This window comes from Aeriscardovia aeriphila (assembly GCF_002259595.1).
Classification (GTDB): Bacteria; Actinomycetota; Actinomycetes; order Actinomycetales; family Bifidobacteriaceae; genus Aeriscardovia; species Aeriscardovia aeriphila.
In genome coordinates this window covers 187,557-212,212 of record NZ_MWWU01000001.1, presented here as the reverse complement: position 1 = coordinate 212,212, position 24,656 = coordinate 187,557, and the positions used below count along the sequence as shown (strand labels likewise).

At 54.8% G+C, this 24,656-nt stretch carries 16 protein-coding genes; 9 read left to right on the top strand and 7 right to left on the bottom strand.

The window, feature by feature from the left end; translation table 11 throughout:
* Window positions 1-75: 75 nt before the first annotated feature.
* Together yicI and AEAE_RS00860 are read left to right on the top strand one after the other, a co-directional pair.
* Window positions 76-2,214 (top strand): alpha-xylosidase, encoded by a 2,139-nt coding sequence (gene yicI / locus AEAE_RS00865; protein WP_094689285.1) that lies wholly within the window; start codon window positions 76-78, stop codon window positions 2,212-2,214.
* Between the two features lie 296 nt (window positions 2,215-2,510).
* Window positions 2,511-4,073, top strand: coding sequence for a glycoside hydrolase family 43 protein (locus AEAE_RS00860; protein WP_094689284.1), 1,563 nt, complete (start codon window positions 2,511-2,513; stop codon window positions 4,071-4,073).
* Between the two features lie 151 nt (window positions 4,074-4,224).
* On the opposite strand, the gene AEAE_RS00855 is transcribed toward AEAE_RS00860, so the two are convergent.
* Window positions 4,225-4,989: a TetR/AcrR family transcriptional regulator gene (locus AEAE_RS00855; protein WP_158520449.1), complete on the bottom strand. Its 765-nt coding sequence runs from the start codon at window positions 4,987-4,989 to the stop codon at window positions 4,225-4,227.
* A 300-nt stretch (window positions 4,990-5,289) separates the two neighbouring features.
* Here AEAE_RS00855 and AEAE_RS00850 point away from each other — a divergent pair, with 300 nt between their 5' ends.
* Together AEAE_RS00850 and AEAE_RS00845 are read left to right on the top strand one after the other, a co-directional pair.
* Complete coding sequence (locus tag AEAE_RS00850; protein ID WP_094689282.1) at window positions 5,290-7,824, top strand: glycoside hydrolase family 94 protein; 2,535 nt, start codon at window positions 5,290-5,292, stop codon at window positions 7,822-7,824.
* A 566-nt stretch (window positions 7,825-8,390) separates the two neighbouring features.
* Window positions 8,391-8,804 carry a nucleoside deaminase gene (locus AEAE_RS00845; RefSeq protein WP_094689326.1) on the top strand — a complete coding sequence of 138 codons (414 nt, stop codon included), beginning with the start codon at window positions 8,391-8,393 and terminating at the stop codon, window positions 8,802-8,804.
* Between the two features lie 24 nt (window positions 8,805-8,828).
* On the opposite strand, the gene AEAE_RS00840 is transcribed toward AEAE_RS00845, so the two are convergent.
* The 4 genes from AEAE_RS00840 to AEAE_RS00825 form a co-directional block, all read right to left on the bottom strand.
* Window positions 8,829-9,830 carry a hypothetical protein gene (locus AEAE_RS00840; protein ID WP_094689281.1) on the bottom strand — a complete coding sequence of 334 codons (1,002 nt, stop codon included), beginning with the start codon at window positions 9,828-9,830 and terminating at the stop codon, window positions 8,829-8,831.
* Window positions 9,831-9,844: 14 nt separating this feature from the next.
* On the bottom strand, window positions 9,845-10,822 hold the full coding sequence (locus tag AEAE_RS00835) for a hypothetical protein (RefSeq protein ID WP_094689280.1): 978 nt from the start codon (window positions 10,820-10,822) through the stop codon (window positions 9,845-9,847).
* A gap of 270 nt (window positions 10,823-11,092) precedes the next feature.
* Window positions 11,093-13,525 (bottom strand): YhgE/Pip domain-containing protein, encoded by a 2,433-nt coding sequence (locus AEAE_RS00830; RefSeq protein WP_094689279.1) that lies wholly within the window; start codon window positions 13,523-13,525, stop codon window positions 11,093-11,095.
* The gene (locus AEAE_RS00825) at window positions 13,522-16,131 is read right to left on the bottom strand and encodes a YhgE/Pip domain-containing protein (RefSeq protein ID WP_094689278.1); all 2,610 of its coding nucleotides are present in this window, start codon (window positions 16,129-16,131) and stop codon (window positions 13,522-13,524) included. The genes AEAE_RS00830 and AEAE_RS00825 overlap by 4 nt, the downstream gene beginning before the upstream one ends.
* Window positions 16,132-16,617: 486 nt before the next feature.
* Between AEAE_RS00825 and AEAE_RS00820 the strand changes: the two genes are divergently transcribed.
* From AEAE_RS00820 to AEAE_RS00805, 4 genes are all read left to right on the top strand, one after another.
* Complete coding sequence (locus AEAE_RS00820) at window positions 16,618-17,682, top strand: hypothetical protein (protein WP_148139931.1); 1,065 nt, start codon at window positions 16,618-16,620, stop codon at window positions 17,680-17,682.
* A complete protein-coding gene (locus AEAE_RS00815; protein WP_158520448.1) occupies window positions 17,618-18,205 on the top strand; it encodes a TetR/AcrR family transcriptional regulator in 588 nt (195 codons plus the stop codon). The genes AEAE_RS00820 and AEAE_RS00815 overlap by 65 nt, the downstream gene beginning before the upstream one ends.
* Window positions 18,206-18,480: 275 nt before the next feature.
* A complete protein-coding gene (mgrA, locus tag AEAE_RS00810; protein WP_094689325.1) occupies window positions 18,481-19,503 on the top strand; it encodes an L-glyceraldehyde 3-phosphate reductase in 1,023 nt (340 codons plus the stop codon).
* A gap of 241 nt (window positions 19,504-19,744) precedes the next feature.
* On the top strand, window positions 19,745-22,264 hold the full coding sequence (locus AEAE_RS00805) for an alpha-galactosidase (RefSeq protein WP_094689275.1): 2,520 nt from the start codon (window positions 19,745-19,747) through the stop codon (window positions 22,262-22,264).
* Between the two features lie 146 nt (window positions 22,265-22,410).
* Here AEAE_RS00805 and AEAE_RS06675 read toward each other — a convergent pair whose 3' ends face one another.
* The gene (locus AEAE_RS06675) at window positions 22,411-22,764 is read right to left on the bottom strand and encodes a hypothetical protein (RefSeq protein WP_148139929.1); all 354 of its coding nucleotides are present in this window, start codon (window positions 22,762-22,764) and stop codon (window positions 22,411-22,413) included.
* A gap of 119 nt (window positions 22,765-22,883) precedes the next feature.
* Here AEAE_RS06675 and AEAE_RS06745 point away from each other — a divergent pair, with 119 nt between their 5' ends.
* A complete protein-coding gene (locus AEAE_RS06745) occupies window positions 22,884-23,021 on the top strand; it encodes a hypothetical protein (protein ID WP_158520447.1) in 138 nt (45 codons plus the stop codon).
* 164 nt (window positions 23,022-23,185) lie between these two features.
* Here the strand turns inward: AEAE_RS06745 and AEAE_RS00800 are convergent, their stop codons facing one another.
* The gene (locus AEAE_RS00800; RefSeq protein WP_094689274.1) at window positions 23,186-24,457 is read right to left on the bottom strand and encodes an ROK family protein; all 1,272 of its coding nucleotides are present in this window, start codon (window positions 24,455-24,457) and stop codon (window positions 23,186-23,188) included.
* Window positions 24,458-24,656 lie beyond the last annotated feature (199 nt).

The window sequence follows — 24,656 nt, the reverse complement described above, 5'->3', positions numbered from 1 at the left end:
TTTATCGATTAAGTTATCAATAGTAAGATAGCGAGTGTAAATCATCCGTAACCGGCCCTGTGGGCAGGAGGAAAAATGAAGTTTCTCAATGGTGAGTGGCTTGTCGAAGATGGTTTCGAAGCAAAGTACGCAGCCAATATCTATACGTCCCGCCGTGAAGGAGACAAACTCGTTCTCTTCGCGCCTTTTAATTCTCCTATTCGCAACGCTGGCATGACTTTGGATGGAGGCATCCTCACCATTGAAGTGAGCAGCCCCCGTGAAAACATCATCACCACGCGCCTTGTCAACTTCGCTCTGGATCGCAGCCACGAGCCCACCTTCCCGCTGAACGCCGACCCAGACAACAAAGTCGTTATTGAAGAAGATGACAACGAGTACCGCTACCGTTCCGGCAAGCTCACCTTGCACGTTGGCAAGGGCGACGTCATCGACTTTAGCTATGAGTATGACGGTAAGCGTATTGCACACTCTGGCTTCCGCAGCATGGGCCTGGTCACCGATCCAGAAGGCAAAACGCATGTTCTGGGCCAAATGGACCTCGGCGTTGATGAGAAGATCTACGGCATGGGCGAGCGCTTCACCAACTTTGTGAAGAACGGCCAGCAAGTGATCATCTGGAACCGCGATGGCGGAACCGACTCCGACCAAAGCTACAAGAACATCCCGTTCTACCTGTCCAACCGCAATTACGGCCTCTTCGTTCAGGACCCTGGCCGCGTCGAATTCGAAGTAGCTACCGAGCGTGTTTCTCGCGTCCAGTTCAGCTTGGAAGACCAAGAAATGACCTACTCGGTGGTCGGCGGCTCTTCCATGAAGGACGTTCTGACCAACTACACCGCACTGACTGGCCGCGCACCACTTCTGGCTGACTGGACCTTCGGCCTGTGGCTTTCCACCTCCTTCACCACCGACTACAACGAAAAGACGGTGTTGGAGTTCGTTGATGGCATGCTCGACCGCGGCATTCCACTCTCCTGCTTCCACTTCGATTGCCGATGGATGAAAGAATTGGAGTGGTGCAACTTCCAGTGGGATGAGGATAAGTTCCCTGACCCAGAAGGTCTGCTGCGCCACTTGCATGAGCGCGGTGTGAAGGCCTGCGTGTGGATTAACTCCTACATCGGTCAGAAGTCTCCACTGTTCAAGGAAGGCCAGGAGAAGGGTTACTTCATCAAGCGCACGAACGGCCAAGTGTGGCAGTGGGATCGTTGGCAGGCTGGTATGGCCATCGTCGACTTCACCAATCCACAAGCCGTGGAATGGTATAAGAACCAGTTGCGTCACTTGATGGACCAGGGCGTTGACTGCTTCAAGACCGACTTTGGCGAGCGCATCCCAACCGAGGATGTCGTCTACTACGACGGTTCTGACCCTGTGAAGATGCACAACTACTACACCTACTTGTACAACAAAGCTGTGTACGAAGTGATGCAAGAGCGCAACGGTAGCGAAAATGCTATTCTCTTCGCTCGTTCCGCAACTGCTGGCACGCAGAAGTTCCCGATCCACTGGGGTGGAGATTGCCACTCTACTTACCCAGCAATGGCAGAATCGCTGCGTGCAGGTCTGTCCTTCGGTATGTCTGGCTTCGGCTATTGGAGCCACGATATCGCCGGCTTTGAGGACAAGCCAACGCACGACATCTACAAGCGCTGGACGCAGTTTGGCCTGCTTTCCTCTCACTCTCGCTACCATGGTTCCACTGCATACAAGGTTCCGTGGCTGTTTGGTGATGAAGCTGTTGAGGTGTCCCGCGAGTTTACACGCCTGAAGTTGCGCCTCGTTCCTTACCTCACCTCTCAGGCGAAGATCACACATGAGACTGGCGTTCCGATGATGCGCGCAATGGCATTGGAATTCCAGGATGATCCTGCGTGCGAGGATATCGATACGCAATACATGCTGGGTTCTGACTTGCTGGTAGCGCCGATTTTCCGTGAGGATAGCGTTGCTCGCTTCTACGTTCCTGACGCTGGTGGTGACCACGCTGGCCAAGCATGGACGAACCTGCTGACAGGCAAGAGCTATGAGCCAGGCCACTGGTATACCGAATCCTTTGATTACCACACTCTGCCTCTTCTCGTCCGCCCTGGCGCTGAGCTCACCATGCTCAGTGAAGAAGATATCGACGAGCAGTGCAAAGCGCGTGGCATTGCAACGGCTGAAGAAGGCCGTCGCTACGCCGAGCAGCATCCAGCAGTTGATTACTGATCAGCATGAGCTATTGATGTGCTGCGCTCAGATCACTGGTGAAAGTACAAACTGAAAGTACAAACGAAGGTACAAACTGAAAGTACAAATGAAGGGGAGAAGTAGTTCATCTGGGCTACTTCTCTTCTTTGCGTATTTCGTTTGCGTATTTCGTCACCTCTCCAGGGCACCTGCGCAGATAACTACGTATTCTTCGCGCGGGTCTCAGGGTTGTGACAATCTAGGAAAGTTCGTACCTCATATCAAAGACGACATGAGGTTTTCTCGGCAAAGACGGCGAGAAAAGGAAAGGTACAATGACACTGTTTAACGTGCGACCAGCAAAGCTGATCGTCCCTGGTTTCCATCCGGACCCCAGCATTTGCGAAGCTGAGAAGGGTCACTACGTTCTCACTTTCAGCTCTTTTGAGTATTTCCCGGGCCTACCGGTGTATGAATCCTTCGACGAAGGAAAAACCTGGAGCTTCTGCTCACATGTAGCAGCGCGCCCCGAGCAGTTTACCAGCACGCCACTGGGCAACTCTCAAGGCTTCTACGCGCCAACAATCCGCTACCATGCAGGCACCTACTACCTGATTGTCACTGATGTGAATCGTGGCGCGATGATCTTCACCACTCACGACCTGCACGGTCAATGGAGCGATCCCATGATGATCGAAGGCTGGCCAGGAATTGACCCCAGCCTGCTCTTCCTCGACGCAGACGAAAGCGGGTCAGGAGAATTCGAAGCCTACATCTGCGGCAACGAAGCAGGAAATGGCAGTGAAAAGCCAGGAATCTACGCAGCGCGCATCAACCCAGACACTGCCCACCTGCTGAGTGAGCGCCACTTCCTCATCGGTGGAGTCACCGGGTCAAACCCAGAAGGCCCGCATATGTACAAGCGCGGCAACACCTTCTACCTCATGTGGGCAGAAGGAGGCACCGAAGCAGGGCATATGGAGTGCATCGCCCGCTCGCAAGCAGTGTTCGGCCCCTATGAAGCCAACCCGGATAACCCGATTTTGACGAACCGTTCCACCCATCTCTCCCCGCAGTGCATCGGCCATGCAGATTTCGCTCCACTGGACGAGCAGCGCTCCTTGTTGGTGTTCTTAGGCTTGAGAACAAACGCTTCCTACCCGCAGCAAGGCTTCCTCGGCCGCGAAGCCTTCCTCTCCAGTTTCACGTGGAACGATGAAGGCTGGCCAGACCTCAAAGATCAATCCTTCGAAGTCGACCCTGCTGACAACGGCTCCGTCGAAAGCTCCCGGCATGACTGGATCTGCCCTGGAGTCGACCGCGAGCAGCGCTTCCACGTGAGCTTGGCTGAAACGAGCAGCGATGGCAGCTTCGACTCTGACTTTGGCGGTGTAGGAACCCAGATTCGTATTGCTGCTAATGCTGCTGTACCTGCACCATTTAATTACAGTGAAGTTTTCGCTGCTGAGCATGGTCCGCGCCTCATTGGCCGCCGTCAGCTTCAGATGGATGACAGCTTCACTGTGGACGTGGTCAGCCCTGTTGAAGAAGGCTGGATGGGCCTCGTTGTATACGCTAACCGTGACGTGTGGGCTCAACTCATGTACTCGACAGAAACCCAGAAGGTTCAACTCATCACTAATGATCACGGCTTGATCGCCCATGGTCACTCTTTTGTACTAAACAATCCGGAAGGTTTGCGCTTGCAAGTGCATAGCAGTGAAGATGGGTATCGTTTCTACGCTTCTGACCCGAGCAAGATGGGTGAGTGCGTGACGATGGGCTTTGTTCCCTGCCAGATTTTTGCGGCAACCTCAGCTGGTGGCTTCACTGGCACCTTGCTCTCTGCTTTTGCTCATGGCAAGGGAGAGGCTCTTTTCAACGTTTCTGAAGAGTAGCTTGCCTTGTGAGATTGTCACTGTGACATAAACACTGTGACATAAACACAGTGAAATGAACACAGTGAAATAAACAAGTGACTTTGCGGTGCAGCTGAATTTCAGCTGCACCGTTTTTCGTGCTGATAATCTGGAGGCATAAGAAGCGAGGTTAGCTCTGGCCCCTCGTCAGCAAGCCTAAGTGCGACAAGCAGCCGTCCTCAGGCGTGTACAGAGTAGGGTCAAGCAAGTGGTTCCACTCTGTGGGCGGGAAAAGGTTGTCGGAAAAATGCAGCCATTCTTCACCCAGATTGTCAATTTCGCCAGCGAACCAGCGATACTGCAAACCATCCATTGCAGACATGGTCAAACGCCACAAATGGTGAAAATCATCCAGGCTCATACCGTGAGGCAAAACCCAATTGATGCGAGAGAAGTAAGCCCAATTGTTGAAGTACCTTTGAGTAAAGTATTCGTGAGCGGGGTGGTTGGGGTTCAGCGACTCGCCGTTGAGCAGGGAGAACATGCGCACCATTTGCGAGCGGGACATGTTGTAGCCAATGAGGTTCACGCAGGAGCGAGGGAAGTAGAAGAAGCGGTGGCCATCGACGTCTGTACCACTGGCTTCTGCGTAAGTAGCGTGGTCTGCTTCTGGGTTTTCATACGTGCGGTCGAGAACCAGAGTGAGCAATTCATCTTTGCTATGAACGTAATGGTAGAGGGCTGCTTCCGATGTGCCAATCTCGTTGGCAACATCTTGCATACTCATGCTTTGGAAACCTTTATGGGCGATGATGTCAGCGGCAGCTTGAATGATGAAAGCTTTACGCTCGTGGGGTTTGAGCCTTCGGCGTGCAGGGTCGACGGGAGGCAGCCTCGCAGGTTCTGGTTTGCTGCTGTATTCGTCAAGAACGGTTTTCCAGATGGGAATGCTCATAGTTTCAGCTCTCTGCATCAGGGTTAGCACGGTCGTTGTGCATCTAAGTTCTACTCTACTCACCAGCGGAAACTCGTGTGTGCGAGCGGGTGTAAAAACTCGTGTGTGCAAGCAGGTGTGAAACCCAAAGCCGGGCCAGCATCCTCACGAGAAGTTTTCTCGATCTGCGAGTTTCTTATCTATAACTTTATCAATAACAGTGCTATCCTAAAACAGGAACTGAGCGAAGATGCTTCAGCTCGACATTGACACAGGAACTCGAAGCAGAGTTCAACACACACTTCACAGTGGAGATACGCAATGAAGTACGGACATTTTGACGACGAGCATCGCGAGTATGTCATCACTACGCCTGCTACGCCACTTCCGTGGATTAACTACCTGGGTAATGAGGCCTTCTTCGGCCTGATTTCCAACACAGGTGGCGGCTACGATTTCTATCGCGATGCCAAATTGCGCCGTATTACACGCTATCGCTATAACGGTGTTCCTACTGACAACGGCTCTCGCAGCTACTACATCAGCGTGATGAATGAGGATGGCACTCCTGAACTCACGTTCAGCCCGACCTTCTTGCCAACTCGCACTGCACTTGACTTCTACGAATGCCACCACGGTTTGGGTTATACGCGCTTCTTGGCTCGTAAAGCGGGAATTTCCACTGATCTGCTCGCCTTTGTGCCTTTGCATAAGAATGCTGAAGTGAACAAGCTCGTTGTCACGAATACGACGGATCAGGTCAAGAAGGTAGACGTTACGGGTGCAGTGGAATGGTGCTTGTGGGATGCTGTTGACGATTCCACGAACTTCCAGCGCAACCTTTCTACAGGAGAAGTGGAGATTACCACTGACGCTGATTCCACAACCATTTACCACAAGACGGAGTACAAAGAACGTCGTAACCACTATGCATTCTTCGCCGTCAACCACAGCAGCGTAGGCTATGACACTGATCGTGCAACATTCCTCGGCCAGTTCAACGGCTGGGATACTCCAGCAGCTATCAGCCAAGGCCATGCTTTCAACACTCATGCTCATGGCTGGTCTCCTATTGCCGCTCCTCGCGTGAGCCTGACGCTGAAGCCAGGGCAGAGCTCGAGCTTGATCTTCGTGTTGGGCTATGTTGAGGTTCCCGTTGAAAACAAGTGGGAAGGTGATCCTCGCCAAGGAGTGATCAATAAGGCCCCTGCTCGCGAGCTTTTCTCGCAGCTCAACACTGACGAGGCTGTGGAGAGTGAATTAGGAAAGCTCAAGAATTACTGGGATGAGCGTTTGGGTGTATACACTGCTCAGACGGGTGACGAGCGTGTAGACCGCATGGTCAACATTTGGAACCAGTACCAGTGCATGGTCACCTTCAACCTTTCTCGTTCTGCCTCCTACTACGAGTCGGGAATTGGGCGAGGCATGGGCTTCCGCGATTCTAATCAGGACCTCTTGGGCTTTGTGCACATGGTTCCTCAGCGCGCTCGCCAGCGTATTCTCGACCTTGCTTCCACTCAGCTTCCGGATGGTTCGGCATGGCATCAATACCAGCCTCTCACTAAGAAGGGCAACGCTGGTATTGGCGGCGGATTCAACGACGACCCGCTCTGGCTCGTTGCTTCTACTTACGCTTACTTGGCAGAAACAGGCGACTCCAGCATTCTCAGTGAACAGGTGACTTTCGATTCCACTGCAGGTACAGAAGTCTCTCTGCTCGAGCATTTGCGCCGCTCGGTAAACTTCACCATCGGCCATAAGGGCCCTCATGGTCTGCCTTTGATCGGCCGAGCAGACTGGAATGATTGCCTGAATTTGAATGCTTACACGGCAATTCCAGGAGAGTCCTTCCAAACGGTGAAGTCGAATAAGCCGGAGAATGTTGCTGAATCGGTGTTTATCGGTGGCATGTTTGTTCTCTACGCTGGTCGCTACGTCCAAATTTTGCAGCATTATGGTCAGGCTGCTGGTATGTCCGCCACTGAGGTTGCTCAAGAGATGAGTGACGTACGTCAGGAGATTATCAGCGTGAACGATGCTGTCGAGTCTGCTGGTTGGGATGGCAAGTGGTTCTTGCGCGCCTATGATGCTGACTCTCGCCCTGTGGGTAGCGATTCCGATAGCGAAGGCAAGATTTTCATTGAGCCTCAAGGCATGTGCGTGATGGCTGGAATTGGCCTCAATGATGGCAAAGCTCAGCAGGCTCTCACTTCAACGAAGGATATTCTGACGAGCAAGTGGGGAACAGCTATTCTCGCTCCTGCTTATTCGACGTATCGCATTGAGTTGGGTGAGATCTCGAGTTATCCACGTGGTTATAAGGAGAATGGTGGCGTATTCTGCCACAATAACCCATGGATCAGCATTGCCAACGCTATTGCAGGCAATGATGAGGAAGCCTTCAACGTGTATTGGCGTACGTGCCCTGCGAATACGGAGGCAATTTCCGAGATTCATAAGACGGAGCCTTATGTTTACTGCCAGATGGTAGCCGGCCCTGAAGCGTACCAGCCTGGCGAGGGTAAGAACTCGTGGCTGACGGGTACTGCAGCTTGGACTTTCCTCAATATTTCCCAGTACATTCTGGGCATTCGTCCAACGCTGGATGGCTTGGGTATCGACCCTCACTTGCCTCAGCGTTTGCCTGAGGTTCATGTTCAGCGCGAGTATCGTGGCGTCACTTTTGACATCCACATGCGCCGCTCGCAGGTCACTTCTGGCCCGGTGGTGAGCGTCAATGGCTCCAGATTGCCAGAAACGTCTGTCTCGCGTGAGGCAAACGGCCGCGTGATTCCGGTTATTTCGGGTAACTTCGAGCCTGGCTCGACCGTCAAGGTGGAGGTAGAAATCTAAATTGTAGCGCGCCTGTCGGCTCACGGTTTGCCTCGTACAACCGGTGAGCCGGTCCCGGGTTTGACTCAGCTTCAGCTGCAGTCCTTTGTGAGCTGATGAGCATCTTCCTCATGAGCTGATGAGCTCACCCTCATCATCATTCTCCAGCTCCTCGCTTCGGCGGGGAGCTCCTTTTGTTTGTGCGGTGGTTGTGCAGTGTCAATCGCAGAAAAATCAATTATGCTTGATTCAGGTGCCAAATGCAGGAGGTAGTGATGAGTCATAACATTCGTACTGCCGTTTCCGGTAGCGATGCAGAAAAGGGTTCGGTGAATGCGTCGGCTTTCGAGCAAGGTGTGAACCATCGTTTCGTTCCTGCTATGCGCCTGGCTTTGCGTCAAGCTCAGATGACGCAGACTGTTGCCGCTCGTCAGCGCCAAGAAGCTATTGCTATGGGTGCGATCGCTCGCCCGGGTATTGCCGTGAGCGCCGGTGGTTACGTTTCTGGTTTGGGTTCTGGCTCTACTACTCAAGATTTACACGAGCTCCATCAGCACGGACGCAACTTAGTTCAACCGATTAACGAAATGTCGGCGATGACAGCATTGGCTGATGTCCCTGTCGGCGCAGTCGTTCTCGACCGTCATGATCGCGTGATTGCCCGCGGTTACAACCGCCGTGATGCGAATGGAGACATTCTCGCCCACGCGGAGATTGAGGCTATGCGTTCTGCTGCTGCCCGCACCTACAACTGGAATTTGCAGGATTGTACCCTCGTGGTCACCTTGGAGCCTTGCCCGATGTGCGCGGGTGCTGCTGTGATGAGCCATATCGGCCGCATTGTGTTTGGCGCCTGGGATGCGAAGATGGGTGCTTGCGGTTCGGTGTGGGATATTCCGCGTGACCCTCATGTGGGTTCGAAGCCGGAGGTGATTGGGGGAGTGCTCGAACAAGAGTGCTCGGAGCTGCTCACCTCCTTCTTCCGCGATCGCAGAAAGTAATTGCTCTCCTCGTTCAAGTGAACTTCACTTCTTCTTCGGTGCGCGCTGGTGCTGAGCGGGGCCGGCTTGCGCTGACGGACGAACGCGGTGAGATGGGCGACGAGCGGTGCGGTGGGCTGCGCGGCTGGTGTCGTCGTTGTTGATTTCATGAGCGCGACGAGCGGTGCGGTGAGATGGGCGAGTGGCTGGACGCTTGGCGCGAGCTTTCTGTACTGCAGCGCGGATCATGCTGGTGAGCACGCCGAGTGCACTACCGCAGATAAATGGCGCAATTGCTGCGATAGCCCAATTTGCAGGCTCGTTAATATGCGTGTGTGTTAGCGCAACAAAACCGTAAAACACTGCGAGGCTGAGAACAGTGATACCGGCGAGAATGGCGACGAGCTTGTTGAGCTGTGGGTAGTGGTCAACGCTATACCACACGAGCACAAACATTGCTGCAGGGAAGCAGGCGAGTTCCGCGAGGAGATACAGCGTGTGCATCGGGGAAGTGATGACAACGAAGGCCACGAGCAGGCACATGAGTGCGGCGATGAAGAAGAAGCCTTTATCTTCAAACGGCAGGCTTGTATTGTTCGCTTTCTCCCATTGGTGCTCAAGATGAGCAAGACCAGGCCTGAAGGCTACTCCGACGCAATAGGAGAGAAGAACGATGAGAGCAATGATGCCCAGCACTCGGGCGCTGTAGAGTGCAGTCTTGCCAAGGGAGAGGTGAACCAGACTGTACTTTTTGGTGTTGTATGCAGAAAGGGCGAAGAGGCCCAAGCTGATGAGAGAAATTTCGATGGCAGGAGCGGTGAGGCTGATGCCATCGGTCATTCCCAAGAATACAGAAACGATGACGGTGCTGATCAGAATGGGGAAGAAGAAAAGGAGCGAATTGCTATTCGAATCCGGCACTACTGACCACACCACCATGCGGGTGAGGAAGGTGCAGGAGAAGAGAATCACCTCGGCGGCAGCGATGAAAGCGAGTAAGTGTTCCTTATTCCACGTGAAACGAAATGCGGAACGAATAGCCTTCATAGCTGCCTCCCTGATTAAGCCTTCTTCTCCATACGCGCTCTATGACGCATGATAACCCCTTTGGTTATTGTGCCAGCAATAGCACCCAGAACATAGGGGATGAGAATGGTGAAGACTGCTGCGTAATCTCCTACAGCCATCGTTTGGCCATTGTGTACAAAGAGAGCAAAGGAAAATCCCATATTGAGAACGGCTGAGCAAACTACGAACCAGCGCAGCTGAGAATAAGGGTAGATTGCCAGCCAACCGAAAATGAAGGCAGGAGCAGGTACCAGGAAAGCCAATGCGAGTACGGTGGCAGGCATTTGCCCTGGAGCAAAGAGATCAGTGAGGAATGCCGCAACTACTACGAGCTCGACGAGAACCAAGACGGTTCTACTAATGGAGAGCGGGATGTTCCGTTTTCTGCCATCACGACGAGGGTGACGGCTCAGCCAACGCAGCACAAGAGGGCGAAGCGTAACCGAGGACAGCGAGTAAAACACTAAGAAGACCAGTGTGATGCCAGCGGCGAGCGCGAGGGAAGAAAGAATGTTGTAAGCCGAATCGTGAGAACGCCAAGCGAGGTGACGCATGTTGGATGCGGAAATACTCACAAAGGCAATAATGTTTATTGCTGCGCTCGCTATGATGCTACTCAAACTCACCGTGGGAATTGCCCCGCAAATGAGCGAGAAAATAGCCATGGCAATGCCGAGATCACAGGTTTGAGCAATCCAGATAGAAGGGTCGGCTGTGAGAAAAATGTTGGCTGACCAACCCGACAGCATCAAGAATTGAAGACCGAAGAAACCAACAATCAGCAAGGAGAGCGCGGTCATCACAGTATGCGATGAGTTCCACGTGAAACTAAACGCAGGAACTGCTGATGGTTCTTCAGACTTGTCAGAGTTGACCTCTTCCGCAGTTAGCGGGAGCTGACCTTCTGGAGAATTGAGAGTGGACTTTTCATTGTGGAGCTCATGCTGTGAAAGGCTGTGAATCGACGACATGGTAGCCTCCTTCTGGCACGGCGTCGTGCCACTTAGGTTAGCTATCCATTATAGCTCAGAAAGCACCGTTTATACGGTGAGAAATGTAAAGATAACTGCGGCTCGTGTGCGTTGTGCACAGTTTCAGGAAGATAGATAGGGAAAAGGCCAGAGGTAAGCCTCTGGCCTTCTCCCTAGTGCCTGTTCACGGCGTTCAGTCGCAGGGCAGCGTAGCTCGGCCGCGGGGGCAGTGCGCAGTGATAATCTCCCCGGCGGCTATCCGTTCAGCGGCTATCCGCCCAGCGCCATGAGATGCGAGCGATGAGAGAGCGCAGTTAGGCCAGCCATTAGCTTCTTCAGCGGCTCACGTACCACCAGGCCCAACAGCGCCGACGGGATGAGGAAGAGGCAGAGCATGCCGATATTCCACAGCCAATCGTTGTTGTAAACACCAGCAATCGCAGCGCGCAAAGCATCCATCGCATACGTCGCCGGCAACCACGGGCGCACCCGGCCAAAGAAAGCCGGCATGAGCTGGGTGGGGTACTGGCCCGACGAGCCCGACACCTGAATGATCATCACAATCACGCAGATCGCCTTACCCACCACGCCAAATGCAGCGCCCATGCAATAGATGAAGAAGGAGAACACGAAAGCCGCAATCTGGAAGGTGAGAATGAACAAATCCATCCTCGCGTACTGCACCTTCAAGAAGAACAAGCAGCCCAAACTCAAGCACAACGCCTGAAGCTCAGTCATAAACACGATCGACAGGTAACGGCCCCAGAACTCCTGGTTCTTCGTCAGCCTCCTCAAACCGCGCTTCTTACGCTCGCTCACCACGCCAGACGTGCTCGCCGACATGAGGGTCGCGCCTACCCACACCGCAAGAATGCCGTACAAAGGCGTCATCTGCGAACCGAAAGTCTTCACCTCGAAAACAGCATGCCTTTCCACACCCACCGGCTGGGAAACAAGGCCTGCCAAAGTCTCCGGCTCCTCCGAACTCAACTGCTTGAGCGCATCCGTTGCACCCGAATTCAAAGCCTCACGCGCGCTCTGGCTGAAACTGCTCAGCTCGTCGGCAAGCTTGCCCAACCTCTTCTGCGTATCCGTGAGATTATCAAGCGTTGTGGCAAGCGAGCCGTTCATCTTCTCGCTCGCCTGGCCGGCATTATTCAACGCCTGATCCATTAATCCGGTGAGGGTCAGGCCAGTGGAAGAAGCGTCGCTCACGATCTGCGCCAGCGACGAAGTAGCAGAAGTGAGCTGGGAAGAGGCCTGATTTTGCGCGCTGGTAATCTCGCGTCGTGCTGAAGCGAGAGCCTGCTTGGCCTCTTGCTTCTGCTTCTCGAGATTATCAGTGCGTCCAGTAACCGACTCGGCCGCCTTTTTCAGCGCCGCAGAACTGGAAGACAGAGAATCATGAACGCGAGTGAGAGCCTGCGCCTGCGACGAAATGCGATCCGCCGTCGAATCGAGCCTGTCAGCAGCCCGAGCCAGCGCCGAAGAAACCGGCTGCGAGCTCGACGAATTTGCCTGATCGCGCAGCTGCCCCGCACGAGAATGCAACTGCGACGCCAAATCCGTCAGCTTACCCGACAGCGAAGCGTACGACTGCGCCAGCGCATCCGTACGCTCGGCCAACGAAGAAAGCTCAGACGCTGACGTGCGCGACGACGTTGACACCGTGTCGAGCAGCGAGGTCACCGCCTTCTGCGCGTTGGCAAAAGCATCATCCGACTGCTTGAGCGCGTTCTTCACCGCAGAAGAAGCATCGCGCGCGCTATTCCGAGCAGCTTTTGCCTCACGGGAAGCCGAGTCGATGGCAGAGCGAGCAGCATCTTGCAAGCCGGTGCCGGAACCAGAATTGTCACCAGCGCCGTCACCAGCGCCGCCACCATTAGGCAGCATCGCCGACGCAGCATCCACCACGTCACCAGCAGAGCTCAGTACCGCAGAATACGCGCCAATCACGCCAGAAAGCGAGCGAGCCTGAGAAGCGGTCGCATCCACATTCTTGACGAAAGAATCCAAAGACGTGCGCGCTTCATCTGTGCGCAGAGCCGAACTCATCGCCGAGGCAACATCCAAAGCTACGCTCGTCATCGTCTTCGTGAAAGTTTGGTTGATCTGGTCACGAACGGTGGTAGCACCCTTGCCCGTAATAATCGGAGCCATCGGGTTCTGCTTCGCATTCGTGTAATACGTGATTTTCGCGTGGTGAATCTGCGGGCTAAACAGCGTCATCATGTCACGAGAGAAGCTCTGGGGGATGACGATAGCCGCATAATACTCGCCCGAACGCACACCTTCCACTGCGTCATGACGCGAAGTGAAAGTCCAGCCCAACTGGTCGTTCGAACGCAGGGCGGAGACGAGCTTCTCACCCACATCGATGCGCGTCGGAACAATATCGGAGCGGTAGCCCTCGTCGAGGTTAGCGACAGCCACCTTCAAGCTTCCGGTGTTGTTATACACATTCCATGCGCCCGCAATATTAAACCAGGCGTACAAACTCGGGATAATCACCAGTCCAACCGCGCAGATGAGCGGAATAGCCGAGTTCGTCACCGAGCGGAAATCACGCCAGAAAATGCGGAAGGGGTTAAAGAACGGCAAATTCCAAAAGTGCTTCCAGAAGCCTTCATTGCGGTGGCTCACATGTTCGGCGAGCTTCTTAATGTCGTCGTGCACTTGCGCTTGAAGCTTGGGGTCCATCATTCACCCCTTTCGTTTAACAGAGCGTGCAAATCTTGATCCGTCATATCCGAGATTGACAGGCTGCGATGCAAATTATCGTGAATATCCTCCACGATCGTGAGGAAGAGGATGTCCACCAGGCTGACAATCAACCAAATGCCCAAAGAGGCCAGACGGGCGTTATTCGTCGGGATGAGGGCGAATGGCAACCATGGCAAAAGCAAGGCCACCACGAAGCCACCGCGAATGAGGTACGGGTAGACGCGGTCGAAACGATCCACCTGCTCGACAAGCTTGGCGCGGTAGACCCCACGCGAGCCCAAAGTCGACAGAATGGACGACAAACGCGGAATACCAGTCGTTGGCAGATCGTCGCCCGACTCGGTGGCGAAGAATTCGGTTGCGAGCAAACGCCTGTCGTACAAGGAGTTCACATTCACCAAGTACGGCTTGAGCGCCAAGCCCAACACGAGGGAGAAGGCGAAGAAGAGCATCAGAATCGAGAAGCTGTTGAGCCAAGTGAACTGGTAGTAGCCGCCGATCGTCTCGCGCATCATCTTGATGCCATACGTCCACGGCAGCCAAGGGCTGATATCCTGGTACACCTTCGGCATCATTTCGATCGGGTAGATGCCTGTGCCGCCTGGAATCTGCAGAATCAAAATGATGAGCGAGAGCACCTTACCCACATGAGCGAAGCAGGCGGATAGCGAGTAAATAATGCTATTGTACACGAGTGCGCACAGAACGCTGGTGAGCGCGAAAGCCACCGGATGCTCCACGCCGATGCCCAAGAACATGGAAACTATCGAGCCGATGAGCGACTGGAAAGTGGCGAAGGTGGCGAAGAAGAGCTGGCGGGCCAAATAGGCTTGGCGTGCAGAAATATGCAGCGTGCGGCCTCGCTTGTCGGTAAGGCCTTCTTTGTCCACATCGAAGCGGAAGGCCATGGCCAACATATACGAGCCCACCCAGATTGCCACTGACACGAAAACAGGCGTCATAGAAGAGCCATAGTTCTTCATCGGGTAATCTGTCTTCGTTACCAATTGCGCAGGCGACGCCATGAAGGAAGCGATACCCTTCGCATCCAGATGCATGAGCGACGCAATGTCAGCAACCGCTTGCGATGAGGAGAGAGTAGCCATGTCGGTGGCCATATTCTTCAACTGATCGCGCGTGGTATCCAACTCGTGGCGCGTAGTAGTGAGAGCGTCGTCAAGCTTTGCCAGCGTGTGGTCGAGCCGCGAGATCACGGTGACGGAGCTGCTGGACAGCTCGGACACTTCGTCGAGGGCTGCCGTCAAACGCGAGCTTGCCGAAGAAAGGGAGTCGAGCCCGTGAGAAAGCGCGGGAACAGCGGTATTTTGCAAGGACGTGTTCAATCCGGCCAGGGCGTTGACCTGTGTACTCGTCGAATCGGCGAGCTGGTGAATAGCAGTGTCCGCTTGGTTAGCCGTGGAATCGAGCGAATCGACGGTGGAGCTTACCCCAGAAACCAAGGTTTGGGTTGCCTCATGCGTCGAGTCGGCGATGGTTTTCACGCCTTCGATGAGCCCAGCGGCTTGAATGAGCTGGTCGCTCACGTTTGCGGGAACGTTGGGCGAACTGGCGAGGTCGCGCAGGGAGCTGGCGAGGTCAGGCAAGCTATCGCGAATGCCCTGTGCTTCGTCGAGTGCCGACTGTGCGCGGGAGAGAACGCCGGAGGCGGTGCCGTGGGCAGAATGAATATCGCTGGCAACGCTCGATGAAGTCGCCGTAGCGTTCGCCGAGATCCTGCTCACCTCGGAAGCTGCCTTGCTGGAGGCCTGGTTGACGGAGAGCGCGAGGTTTTGAGCGTCCTGGCGAGCTTGGGCCAAGGTAGTGTCGCCGGAAGCGAGGTCCTTCTTCACTTTCTGCGCTTGGCTGGAGAGAGTGCGTAGGGTTCCCGTTGTTGCGGCTAGGCTCGTGCGAGTGTTGGAGAGAGTTTCGGAGTAATCCTTGAGCGAGTCGCTGGTGATGGTGAGCTTGTCGCTGGCCTGCGCGATCTGGGCGAGCGTGCGGGAGAGAAGCGAACGCTGGCGCTTGTCGTAGGTGGTGGCGAAGCTCTTCACCTGGCTGGCAACCGCATGGGAAGCCTCGGTGACGACGGTGGAAATCAGCTGTTGTTGCAGGGTTGAGGAGGCGGAGTCGGTGACTTTCGGTGCGACTGCTGACGCCTTTTCGTTGACGTAATACTGCAACTTCGGCTGCTGAGGCGTGTCGTCGAAGGCGGCGAGGGAGGCCAGGCGCGCGCTGAAGTCGGTGGGGATGATGATGGCGGCGAAGTAGCTGCCGGCTTTGACTCCGTTGAGGGCGGCTTGCTTGGTGGTGAAGCGCCAGCCGATATCCTTGTTTTTCTTGAGATTATCAATGATCTGGGAGCCGACGTCGAGTTTGCCTGCTGCCTGCGATTCTACGGGTTCGTCCTCGTTGGCCACGGCAACTTGGATGTGGGAGGTGTTGCCGTAGGGGTCCATATCGGCAGCGATGTTAAACCATGCGTAGAAGCAGGGAATGATGCTGATGCCTAAGGTGATGACCACCATAGGGAAGGAGGCAAAGAGGCGGCGAATGTCTCGCCGGTATATTGCCCAGATCGTGCGCATATCTCTCCTTCGGCTTATGAGGTGAAGCCGTATACCTGTCAGTGTGCTAAGGCGTGGCTTGGGCCATTTCTTAGCGCGCAGCTCCTTCCTTGGAAATGAACAAAGTGTTCAAATTTCAGGGAATTATATATTTTTCTGTGCCGTCTGTCTAGCCTCTCACATTCATGAGAGAGGAATGTGAGCGTGTTCATCACAAGACGAAATTGAACATAAACAATAGAAGTGTATTATTGAAGGCGGTCGTTTAACGGCCATGATGATTAACAAATGTGAAGTTTATGTGAACGTCAGTTTGAAATATCAGGAATGGCAAGACTTTCTGTCAAGCTATTCAAGCAGATAGTGAAAGTGAGCGCACGCTCATTTACCTCAGGTGACATCGGGTAAGTGTGCATCCGAGGCTTATGAAGCTTGCGGGCCGATATCGACAATATGAGTTCTCTCTCATAAGCCTCACAGAGAGACACATACCAGTACTTCACTGGTATGGGGAGGATGACAGACCAGATGCCTGATTTCTCATCACAACAGCAGCGGGCTCAGCTTCATCCGCAAGAGGATAATGAGGCAGCAAACGGCTTCCCACCAGCTGGCAACAGCTTTGAGGATGCTGCTCACGGCTTTGACGCCGAACCTAGCCCCGCCCAAACCGAAAGTGCTGCCCGCCATGCCGTTGAACAGGCTCGAAAAGCTGCACGAGCAGTGAAAAAGCGTCATAGCGATGTGAGCAGCGAGCTGGCAAGCCGCCTGCTCGACCGCGCAGTTCGCGACAGCGAACGCGCGGAAAGCGCAGCCGAAGAAAGCCAGCGGGTAAGCGAGCTCGACGAGAGCGAGCGAACGCAACCACTGCGCAAGCGTGACCCGAAAACTGCAGTGAACAGTGACACTTCCGCGGGTGGCGCGCGCCCTTCGAAGAATGCGCGCGAAAGCGCAGGGACACGCACGCCAGGCGAAGCCGCAGCGGACGAAAACACACAGGATGAAGCTGCGAAGAAGAATCAGAGCGGTGATAATCCTGAAGCGAAAGATATGAGCCGAGACGAGCTGATCGAAAGCCTCTACGGCGACGACCAGGACGAAGATTACCAAGCCTGGCTGAAAGAAGAGCAGGATAGGGTCAGCGCTGAAACGCGCAAAGCAGCTGAGCAACTCGGCCAGCAGATGATCAACTCCGACCGCTTCTCCTTGACCGACGACACGAATATTACGCGTGAAAGCCAAGTGCTCGCCGACATCGCCATGAGCAGCGACGACCTCACCGCAAGCCTGACCACCAGCCTCTCGGCTATGGTCACCGCCGGAAACCCTGTCGAAGTGCCCAACCACAAAGAAACCCAAGAGAGATTTGAAGAAGAGAAGCGCACCAGCGACAAGGCCGCACACCGCCGCCTGCACTTCACCTCTCCCCGCGTACGCCGCACCATCGAACAACTCGTGGCAGCACTGGGAAGGCTGATGAGCAGGAAGAAAGCTCAGCACCATCTCCGTGGCGGATATTTCCCGCGAATCGGGTCTCTCCCGCGGCACAATCTACCTGTACTTCGCCGGTAAGGAAGACCTCATCGCCTCGGTGGAAGACATCATCATCTCCCACATCTGCTCGCTCATGTTCTCTATGACTGCTCCGGTTCCCAGCTCGGCAGAACATGTCGACCAGCTCAACGAATCCTTGGATATTCGCCGCCGCGTGGGTGATAGCACCCGGGTGGACCGCTGGGTCAAGGGCGAAGGCATGTCCATGTTCACCTATGAGGCGATCTTGCAGTGCATTCGCTACATGCACGAGAACATCGGGTTCCTCCAGCCGCTCGTCGGCCCGAATGGTGACCCATACTTCTCGGAGCGTGCAATCCGCGCTATTACGCGAGTGTTCCGCATGCGAACCCAGCAGATCCCAGGCTTGAGCATGTCGTACTGCGGCTTGCCAGAAGATTATGGCACTGCAGTTCTTCTCTCTGCCTGCATTTCTGTGACCGCTCGCTGGCTTTCCAAAGGCGCGCAGGAACCTGATGAAGAGTTTGCCCGTATGATCTACGGAATCTTCGTTACCGCACCAGCAAGGTACTTGCTGTAAGCGGTGCAAGAGGGCCTTAGCTGTCAATGCAGACGCTGGTGAACAGTGTCTTACATTCTTTAACTGATGTTCTGGCATGGTGCGCTCCTGTTTGGCTAGGCTAGAAGAGTCGGCACACAGACGTGCCGTGTTCGCGTAGTGAAAATCAAGCGATGCAAGCTCATGAAGCGGATGACGCTTCAGCGAGGGGCTTGACGCTTCAGCTTGCTTCACCATTCGCCATATGGCGGACGCACCAGCGCAGAACACCTCATAAAGGAGAATTTATGGTCGAGATGTGCGATATCGATCCGCCCTACACCCCGGATCCTCACCGTTACGACGGACGCATGGGTTACAACCGTTCTGGCCGCTCAGGCCTTCTGCTCCCACAAATCAGCCTGGGCTTGTGGCACAACTTCGGTGACAACGGCAATTACGAGAATATGCGCCAAATTCTGCGCACTGCCTTCGACGCAGGAATCACCCTCTTCGACGTGGCCAACAACTATGGGCCTCACTACGGAGCAGCAGAAAAGAACCTGGGCAAGCTTCTCAAGGAAGATTTCTCCCACCACCGCGACGAGCTGATTATCACCACCAAAGCCGGTTGGGACATGTGGCCTGGCCCCTACGGTGACTTGGGCTCGCGCAAATACCTCATGGCATCCCTTGACCAGTCGCTCAAGCGTCTCGGCCTCGACTACGTGGATATTTTCTACCACCACCGTCCCGACCCTGATACCCCATTGGAAGAGACCATGACCGCTCTGGCCGACATTGTTCGCCAAGGTAAGGCCCTCTACGTGGGAATCTCCAGCTACGGTTCTCGTGACACCGTGAAAGCAGCCAATATGCTGCGCGAAATGCACGTGCCATTCGTCATCAACCAAGTCAGCTACTCCATTTTCGAGCGCTGGGTGGAGCGTGACGGCCTGCTCGAAACCGCAGAAAACAACGGCATCGGCATCACAGCTTTCTCGCCACTGGCACAAGGCTTGCTCACCAACCGTTACCTCAACGGCATTCCAGCAGACTCTCGAATTGGCCGCGACCCACGCTATATCAACAAGAGCGCGCTGACAGACGAGCGTTTGGCTCAGATTCGCGCGTTGAACGGCATGGCCGAGCAGCGTGGTCAAACGCTTGCCGAAATGGCAATCGCCTGGCTGCTCTCTCATAAGCAAGTCACCTCCGTGTTGGTGGGCGCATCCCGCCCATCCCAGGTGCTCGATGACGTAAAATCCTTGCGCAATATCGAATTTAGCGCGGAAGAGCTTGCGAAGATCGATGAAATCTCAGGAGTGCAGAAGAATTAATTCTCTTCTCAAAGGTCTGTTTTCCTGAGTTATCAGGCCTGAAGATTATTGCGATCACGGATATTCGGCGGGCATTGCTTGCCGAATATCCATTTTTTTACTTTGTGACAAAAATAAATTGTGCGTCTACCCTGAATATATCGATGCTCTCTTCAGAGAAGAAGAGGGTTTTCAGATGTGCTTAGCGTTGGGAAGTTTACTTGCTTTCTCACGCCACCACACTGTGACGGAAGGATGATAAATGACAGAACTGACGTCCTCAGCAGGAGTTCGCATCGTCAGCTTAAACGACACCACCCTCGACGGTCAGCACAGCCTTCAGGGCGTGTACTTGGAAAGCGACAACGGCGAAGTTGGCGTTGCACTGGTTGCTCGCGATAAGGAACTTCCTCGCCTCGTACACTGGGGTCGCGCCCTCGCCCACCCTCGCCACGTCCTGCATCTGTACGAAGCCCAGCGCCCCCAGCGTGTTTCTGGCGAGTTGGATGACACCACATGGCCTTCCATTCTCCCCACTCAGGCAGAAGCGTGGATCGGAGCTAAGCGTCTCGACATTCGCCGCGGTACGCGCGAGCTTTTCCTCAACTTTGAGTTGCAAGAGATCACCACAACGCTGATCGACCCCGCCCAAGGAGATGGCCTCGACGCCGAGCTTGACCCAGGAGCCGCCGGTGGCGTGCAAGTCAACGTCATCGCTCGCGATAGTGCGCAGAACATCGCGGTGAACTGGCGTTTGCAAATGCTGCCTGGTGGCCTCATCCGCCAAAGCGCTCGCCTGGTGAATAACGAGCCAATGGCAAGTGGCGAGAATAATGGTGCTGATAATCTTGAGATTTCCAAGGTGGAATTGGGCTGGCCGCTGCCGTCACGTGCCAGCGAAGTGCTCACCACCACCGGCCATCACCTGCACGAGAGGCGTGCGCAAAGGCAAAAGCTGTCGATGAGCCGCATCGAAAAGGTCGCCATGGCAGGAAGGCCAGATTTCGACTTTAGCCTTCTGCTCGCCGCAGGAACCCCAGGCTTCAGCTTCGAGGAAGGCGAAGTGTACGTCGAACACCTGGGATGGTCGGGCAACTCGGTGATGGCCGCCGAAAAGCTGCCCTATTGCGAGCCACAGATTTCTGGTGCAGAGCTTCTCTACGGCGGGGAAGTGTCGCTTGAACCGGGTGATACCTACGCAACCCCATGGCTGTATGGCTCGTATGGTAACGGTTTGAACGAAGCCAGTAAGCGCTACCACCGCTTCGTGCGTGCAGCTCACCCGTGCTTTGCTCAGGTGCAACGCCCCGTGCTGCTTAACACGTGGGAAGCTGTGTACTTTGAGCATTCTTACGCCACTTTGGCAGCTTTGGCTGATAAGGCAGCTGATGCAGGTGTGGAACGCTTCGTCGTGGACGATGGCTGGTTCATGCACCGCCGCTCCGATAATGCGGGCTTGGGAGATTGGTCGGTTGACCCTGCGGTGTGGCCAGAAGGCGAGCATTCGCTCAAGGCTTTGGCTGACCATGTTCACGCCAAGGGCATGCAGTTTGGCTTGTGGTTCGAACCGGAGATGATCAACCCGGATTCGGACACTGCGCGCGCACACCCAGAGTGGATTTTGCGCGCGAGCGCTTCCAACCAACCAGGTAGCGAGCTCGGCCGCCTGCCTATGCAAGGGCGCAACCAGCAAGTCATCGACCTGACCAACCCAGCCGCCTACGAGCATGTGTTCAACGCCATGGACACGCTCGTTTCACAGCTGCACATCGACTACATCAAGTGGGACCACAATAAGCTCGTCACTGAGCCAATCTCCCCATACTCCGGCCGTCCAGCAGTGCATGAGCAGACTCGCGCAGTCTACTCCATCTTCCAAGGCCTGAAGAAGAACCACCCTGGCTTGGAGATCGAATCCTGCAGCTCCGGCGGTGGCCGCATCGACCTTGGCATGCTGCGCTTCGCCGACCGCGTGTGGGTATCCGACTGCGTTGACCCCGTCGAACGCGAAGAAAACCAGCGTTGGGATAGCGTGATTGTCCCGCCAGAGATTCTGGGCGAGCATATCGGCAAATCCCCAGCCGACTCTACCAAGCGCGCAACCAGCTTGAGCTTGCGAGCAGCCATGGCATTCTTCGGCCACTTGGGCGTGGAATGGAACCTGCTCACAGTTCCTGCCGAGCAGCTCGAGCAGCTGGCCGTGTGGGTGGATGCGTACAAGGCTTTGCGCCCGCTCTTCTCCACAGGCATGGTCGTGCACTCCGGTCCAGATGATAGCGATGAGCCAGCAGCCTATGTTGATGGCGTTGTTGCCCAGGACGGTTCGAAGGCAGTCTACCGTTTCACGCAGCTGACTGCATCGCGCAGCTACCCAGCTGAGCCAGTACGTTTGCCGGGCTTGAACCCGCGTTCTCTCTACCGTGTCAGCCTCCTGCCTGCTTCCGTTGCTGACATGCCTGAGAAGGGCAATGGCCAAAGCGACCTGCTCTGGGCTGTTGGCGGTGGTGCTCGTGGTGGTGCTGCAGGTGCTCGTGGTGGTGCCGCAGGTGCTGGAGCTTCTTCGAAATCTGCGGTTTCTGAGGGTGAAGTTTCTGAGGTCTCTTCGAAATCTGCGGTTTCCGAGGGCGAAGTTTCTGAGGTCTCTTCGGCCTCTCCAGTTTCTCCTGCCTTCAGCGGTTCGGTGACGCTGGATGGCGAGGCTCTTTCTCGCTACGGAATTCGCCCGCCGTCCCTCCATCCGGCTCAAGCTGTTCTCTTCGTCGTCGACGAAGTGGAAGAGTGACGCTGGCTGGCTGTTGCTGGCCGGCTGCTGGGTAGTGCTGGTGTTTCTGTGGCTGTTGCCGCCTGCGGCGCTGGCTGGTGGTAGCGCTGGCTGGTGGTAGCACTGGCTGGTGGTAGCACTGGCTGGTGGTAGCACTGGCTGGTGAGTTAGTTTCTCGAGATTGTCAGAATTGGCCAATCTGAGAACGAATGGCTGAGCCGCTTCCGCGCTGGTTGCCGCCTGCATATTCGCCTGTTACAAGCTTGCAGGTGCTGGCTTTCACGGGTGTGGAAACGCTTGGCAACCGGCGCAAGAGAGGCCACCTGTTCCTCGTACGATGAAGTATTGCTCGAGGTGGGTGGCCTCTCTTCATGCTGCGCATGAGGAAGCGGCGCCATCTGCGGTTCAACACGCCGTTTTTTACTTTTTGCAAAAAACATTGTGAAGGTTTTACCACTCTCGAACGTTCCAGAAATCCATTTTATTACAGAGTTTCCCGCGATTTTCTTCTGCTTTTCCATTTGCGAAAATATTGTTTCGCTATTTTGCAATAAATCGGGGCTCTGAGAAGAAAAAAGTACAAGAAATAATTGAGTCGTTTGCGACGCTCACTCCATCGCTAAGGAATTCATGTTTCGCCATGAACGCTCGTCGCAACGCGGCGGCCGCCATGAGCGTGGCGGCTGCCATGAGTGCGGCGGCCGTCATGACTGCTATGAGTGCCATGAACGCTGTCGCTGCTGCCGCTGTCGCAACCACTGCTCGTCGTCAGGCATAAGAAAAGCGGCTTGCTCATCACAAGCCGCCCATACAAATTTTGATGTATAAAACGTGGGGAATGCTGTCATTCCAACGCTGCCAGTCCGTCGGCATTCGAGTTTCGCTAAGCCTGTCAGCACCCGAGTTCCGCTCGCACCGCAGCACGCCGGAAGTCGAATACCGTCATTCTCGCGTCAGCGCCGACCTCAGCGCCATCTTTGGGCCGAGGACGAAGAGGCGGATTGCTTCTGTTGCAGCGCCCATCATCCATGGGGAATCGTCATCCTGAAGAATGCTGAACTCAACCTCAGGAGCGCGGCTCGGACGATACTCCGCCAAACCCATGCGAATCGACTCCATTGCATACTTTAAAATAGAGCACGACTCACCAGAAATAAAGATGGTACGTGGCATCGCCATATTTGCCACCACAGCAAGAAGAGCTCCCATACGGAAAGCCTCCCGTTGAACCAAACGCTTGGCCTGAGGAACGCCTTGCTCAACGTCATGAGCATAGTCGTCGAAAGTCTTTGGAGAACCCATCATTTCCGAGTATTCCTGAGCCAAAGAATCATTCGTTAAGCACTGCGAGCAACCGCGATGACGACGACCGGACAAGCAGGCTGGGCCGTCAGGGTCGATGAGAATATGGCCTGCTAATCCGTAGGATTCTCCCGGAGCTTGCACCACTTCGCCACCAGAAACCAAGCCGTAGCCGACGCCTGCGCCGACGGTGACTATAGCGAAATCAGTTTCGCCAATTCCTGCGCCGAACCACTGCTGATAGCGCAGCAAAGAGTCCAAATTATTGAAAATGTAGCACGGAATATTTGTCAGTTCGGACACCATTCCGCCCAAATCAACACGATGGTTCCATGCCAAGAATGGGGCTTGGTCCACAGTTCCATCGTCCATAATGTGGCCGCCAATGCTCACGCCTATCATGCGTGGAGTCGGCAAATTCAACGATTTTGCTTCGTCACAGCACTGGTCGATGAGCTTGGCCAAAGAGCGGGTCACATTTTCGGGAGTGGTGTCAGTGAAGTACTCTTCGTGCACGCTTCCTTGCTGCTTGCAGGAGGTGTTAACGAGCATCGCGCGGGCTACTTCACCGCGCAGATTAATTCCCACAAAGGTGTTGGCATCGTCGTTGATGCGCAAATTAGTCTGTGGGCGGCCGCGGCCTGCAGAGTCTTTATCTTCTGCGTCTTGCTCGTCGACAGGGGAGTGGGAGTTTTCTTCATCGGTAGAAGTAATAACACCGTCGTAAATAAGGTCGGCGGTAATACGCGAAACCGTGCCCTGGCTGAGCGAATGGAGACGAGCGAGGCCTGTGCGAGAAATAGGGCCATACATCAAAATATCGGCTGCGAGACGGTGCGTCCACTCAGAACCGTCAAACCATGGTTGGGCGGCTTGTGGCGGAAGAAGCGCTGCTTTATCGAAATCTGCCATAGTAACTCTCTCTCATTCACTCAGAAGTAGGCGGCTCAAGTTCGCGCGACTCTGTATTAATTTCATCTTATTGCATTTGTTCTGGTTTTGAAAGTAAAAAAAGACCGTCGACAATAAAAGATACGGAGATGTGAGGAAGCATTTCCTACAGAATGAATTTTCCCAGAGTTCATTCAGCAGGGATGGCATGAGTTGCTCG

Excerpts from the sequence above, each read along its gene's own strand:
- yicI (WP_094689285.1), top strand. The coding sequence starts at position 76 with ATGAAGTTTCTCAATGGTGAGTGGCTTGTCGAAGATGGTTTCGAAGCA.
- AEAE_RS00860 (WP_094689284.1), top strand. The coding sequence starts at position 2,511 with ATGACACTGTTTAACGTGCGACCAGCAAAGCTGATCGTCCCTGGTTTC.
- AEAE_RS00855 (WP_158520449.1), bottom strand. The coding sequence starts at position 4,989 with ATGAGCATTCCCATCTGGAAAACCGTTCTTGACGAATACAGCAGCAAA.
- AEAE_RS00850 (WP_094689282.1), top strand. The coding sequence starts at position 5,290 with ATGAAGTACGGACATTTTGACGACGAGCATCGCGAGTATGTCATCACT.
- AEAE_RS00845 (WP_094689326.1), top strand. The coding sequence starts at position 8,391 with ATGTCGGCGATGACAGCATTGGCTGATGTCCCTGTCGGCGCAGTCGTT.
- AEAE_RS00840 (WP_094689281.1), bottom strand. The coding sequence starts at position 9,830 with ATGAAGGCTATTCGTTCCGCATTTCGTTTCACGTGGAATAAGGAACAC.
- AEAE_RS00835 (WP_094689280.1), bottom strand. The coding sequence starts at position 10,822 with ATGTCGTCGATTCACAGCCTTTCACAGCATGAGCTCCACAATGAAAAG.
- AEAE_RS00830 (WP_094689279.1), bottom strand. The coding sequence starts at position 13,525 with ATGATGGACCCCAAGCTTCAAGCGCAAGTGCACGACGACATTAAGAAG.
- AEAE_RS00825 (WP_094689278.1), bottom strand. The coding sequence starts at position 16,131 with ATGCGCACGATCTGGGCAATATACCGGCGAGACATTCGCCGCCTCTTT.
- AEAE_RS00820 (WP_148139931.1), top strand. The coding sequence starts at position 16,618 with ATGGGGAGGATGACAGACCAGATGCCTGATTTCTCATCACAACAGCAG.
- mgrA (WP_094689325.1), top strand. The coding sequence starts at position 18,481 with ATGTGCGATATCGATCCGCCCTACACCCCGGATCCTCACCGTTACGAC.
- AEAE_RS00805 (WP_094689275.1), top strand. The coding sequence starts at position 19,745 with ATGACAGAACTGACGTCCTCAGCAGGAGTTCGCATCGTCAGCTTAAAC.
- AEAE_RS06675 (WP_148139929.1), bottom strand. The coding sequence starts at position 22,764 with ATGGAAAAGCAGAAGAAAATCGCGGGAAACTCTGTAATAAAATGGATT.
- AEAE_RS06745 (WP_158520447.1), top strand. The coding sequence starts at position 22,884 with ATGAACGCTCGTCGCAACGCGGCGGCCGCCATGAGCGTGGCGGCTGCC.
- AEAE_RS00800 (WP_094689274.1), bottom strand. The coding sequence starts at position 24,457 with ATGGCAGATTTCGATAAAGCAGCGCTTCTTCCGCCACAAGCCGCCCAA.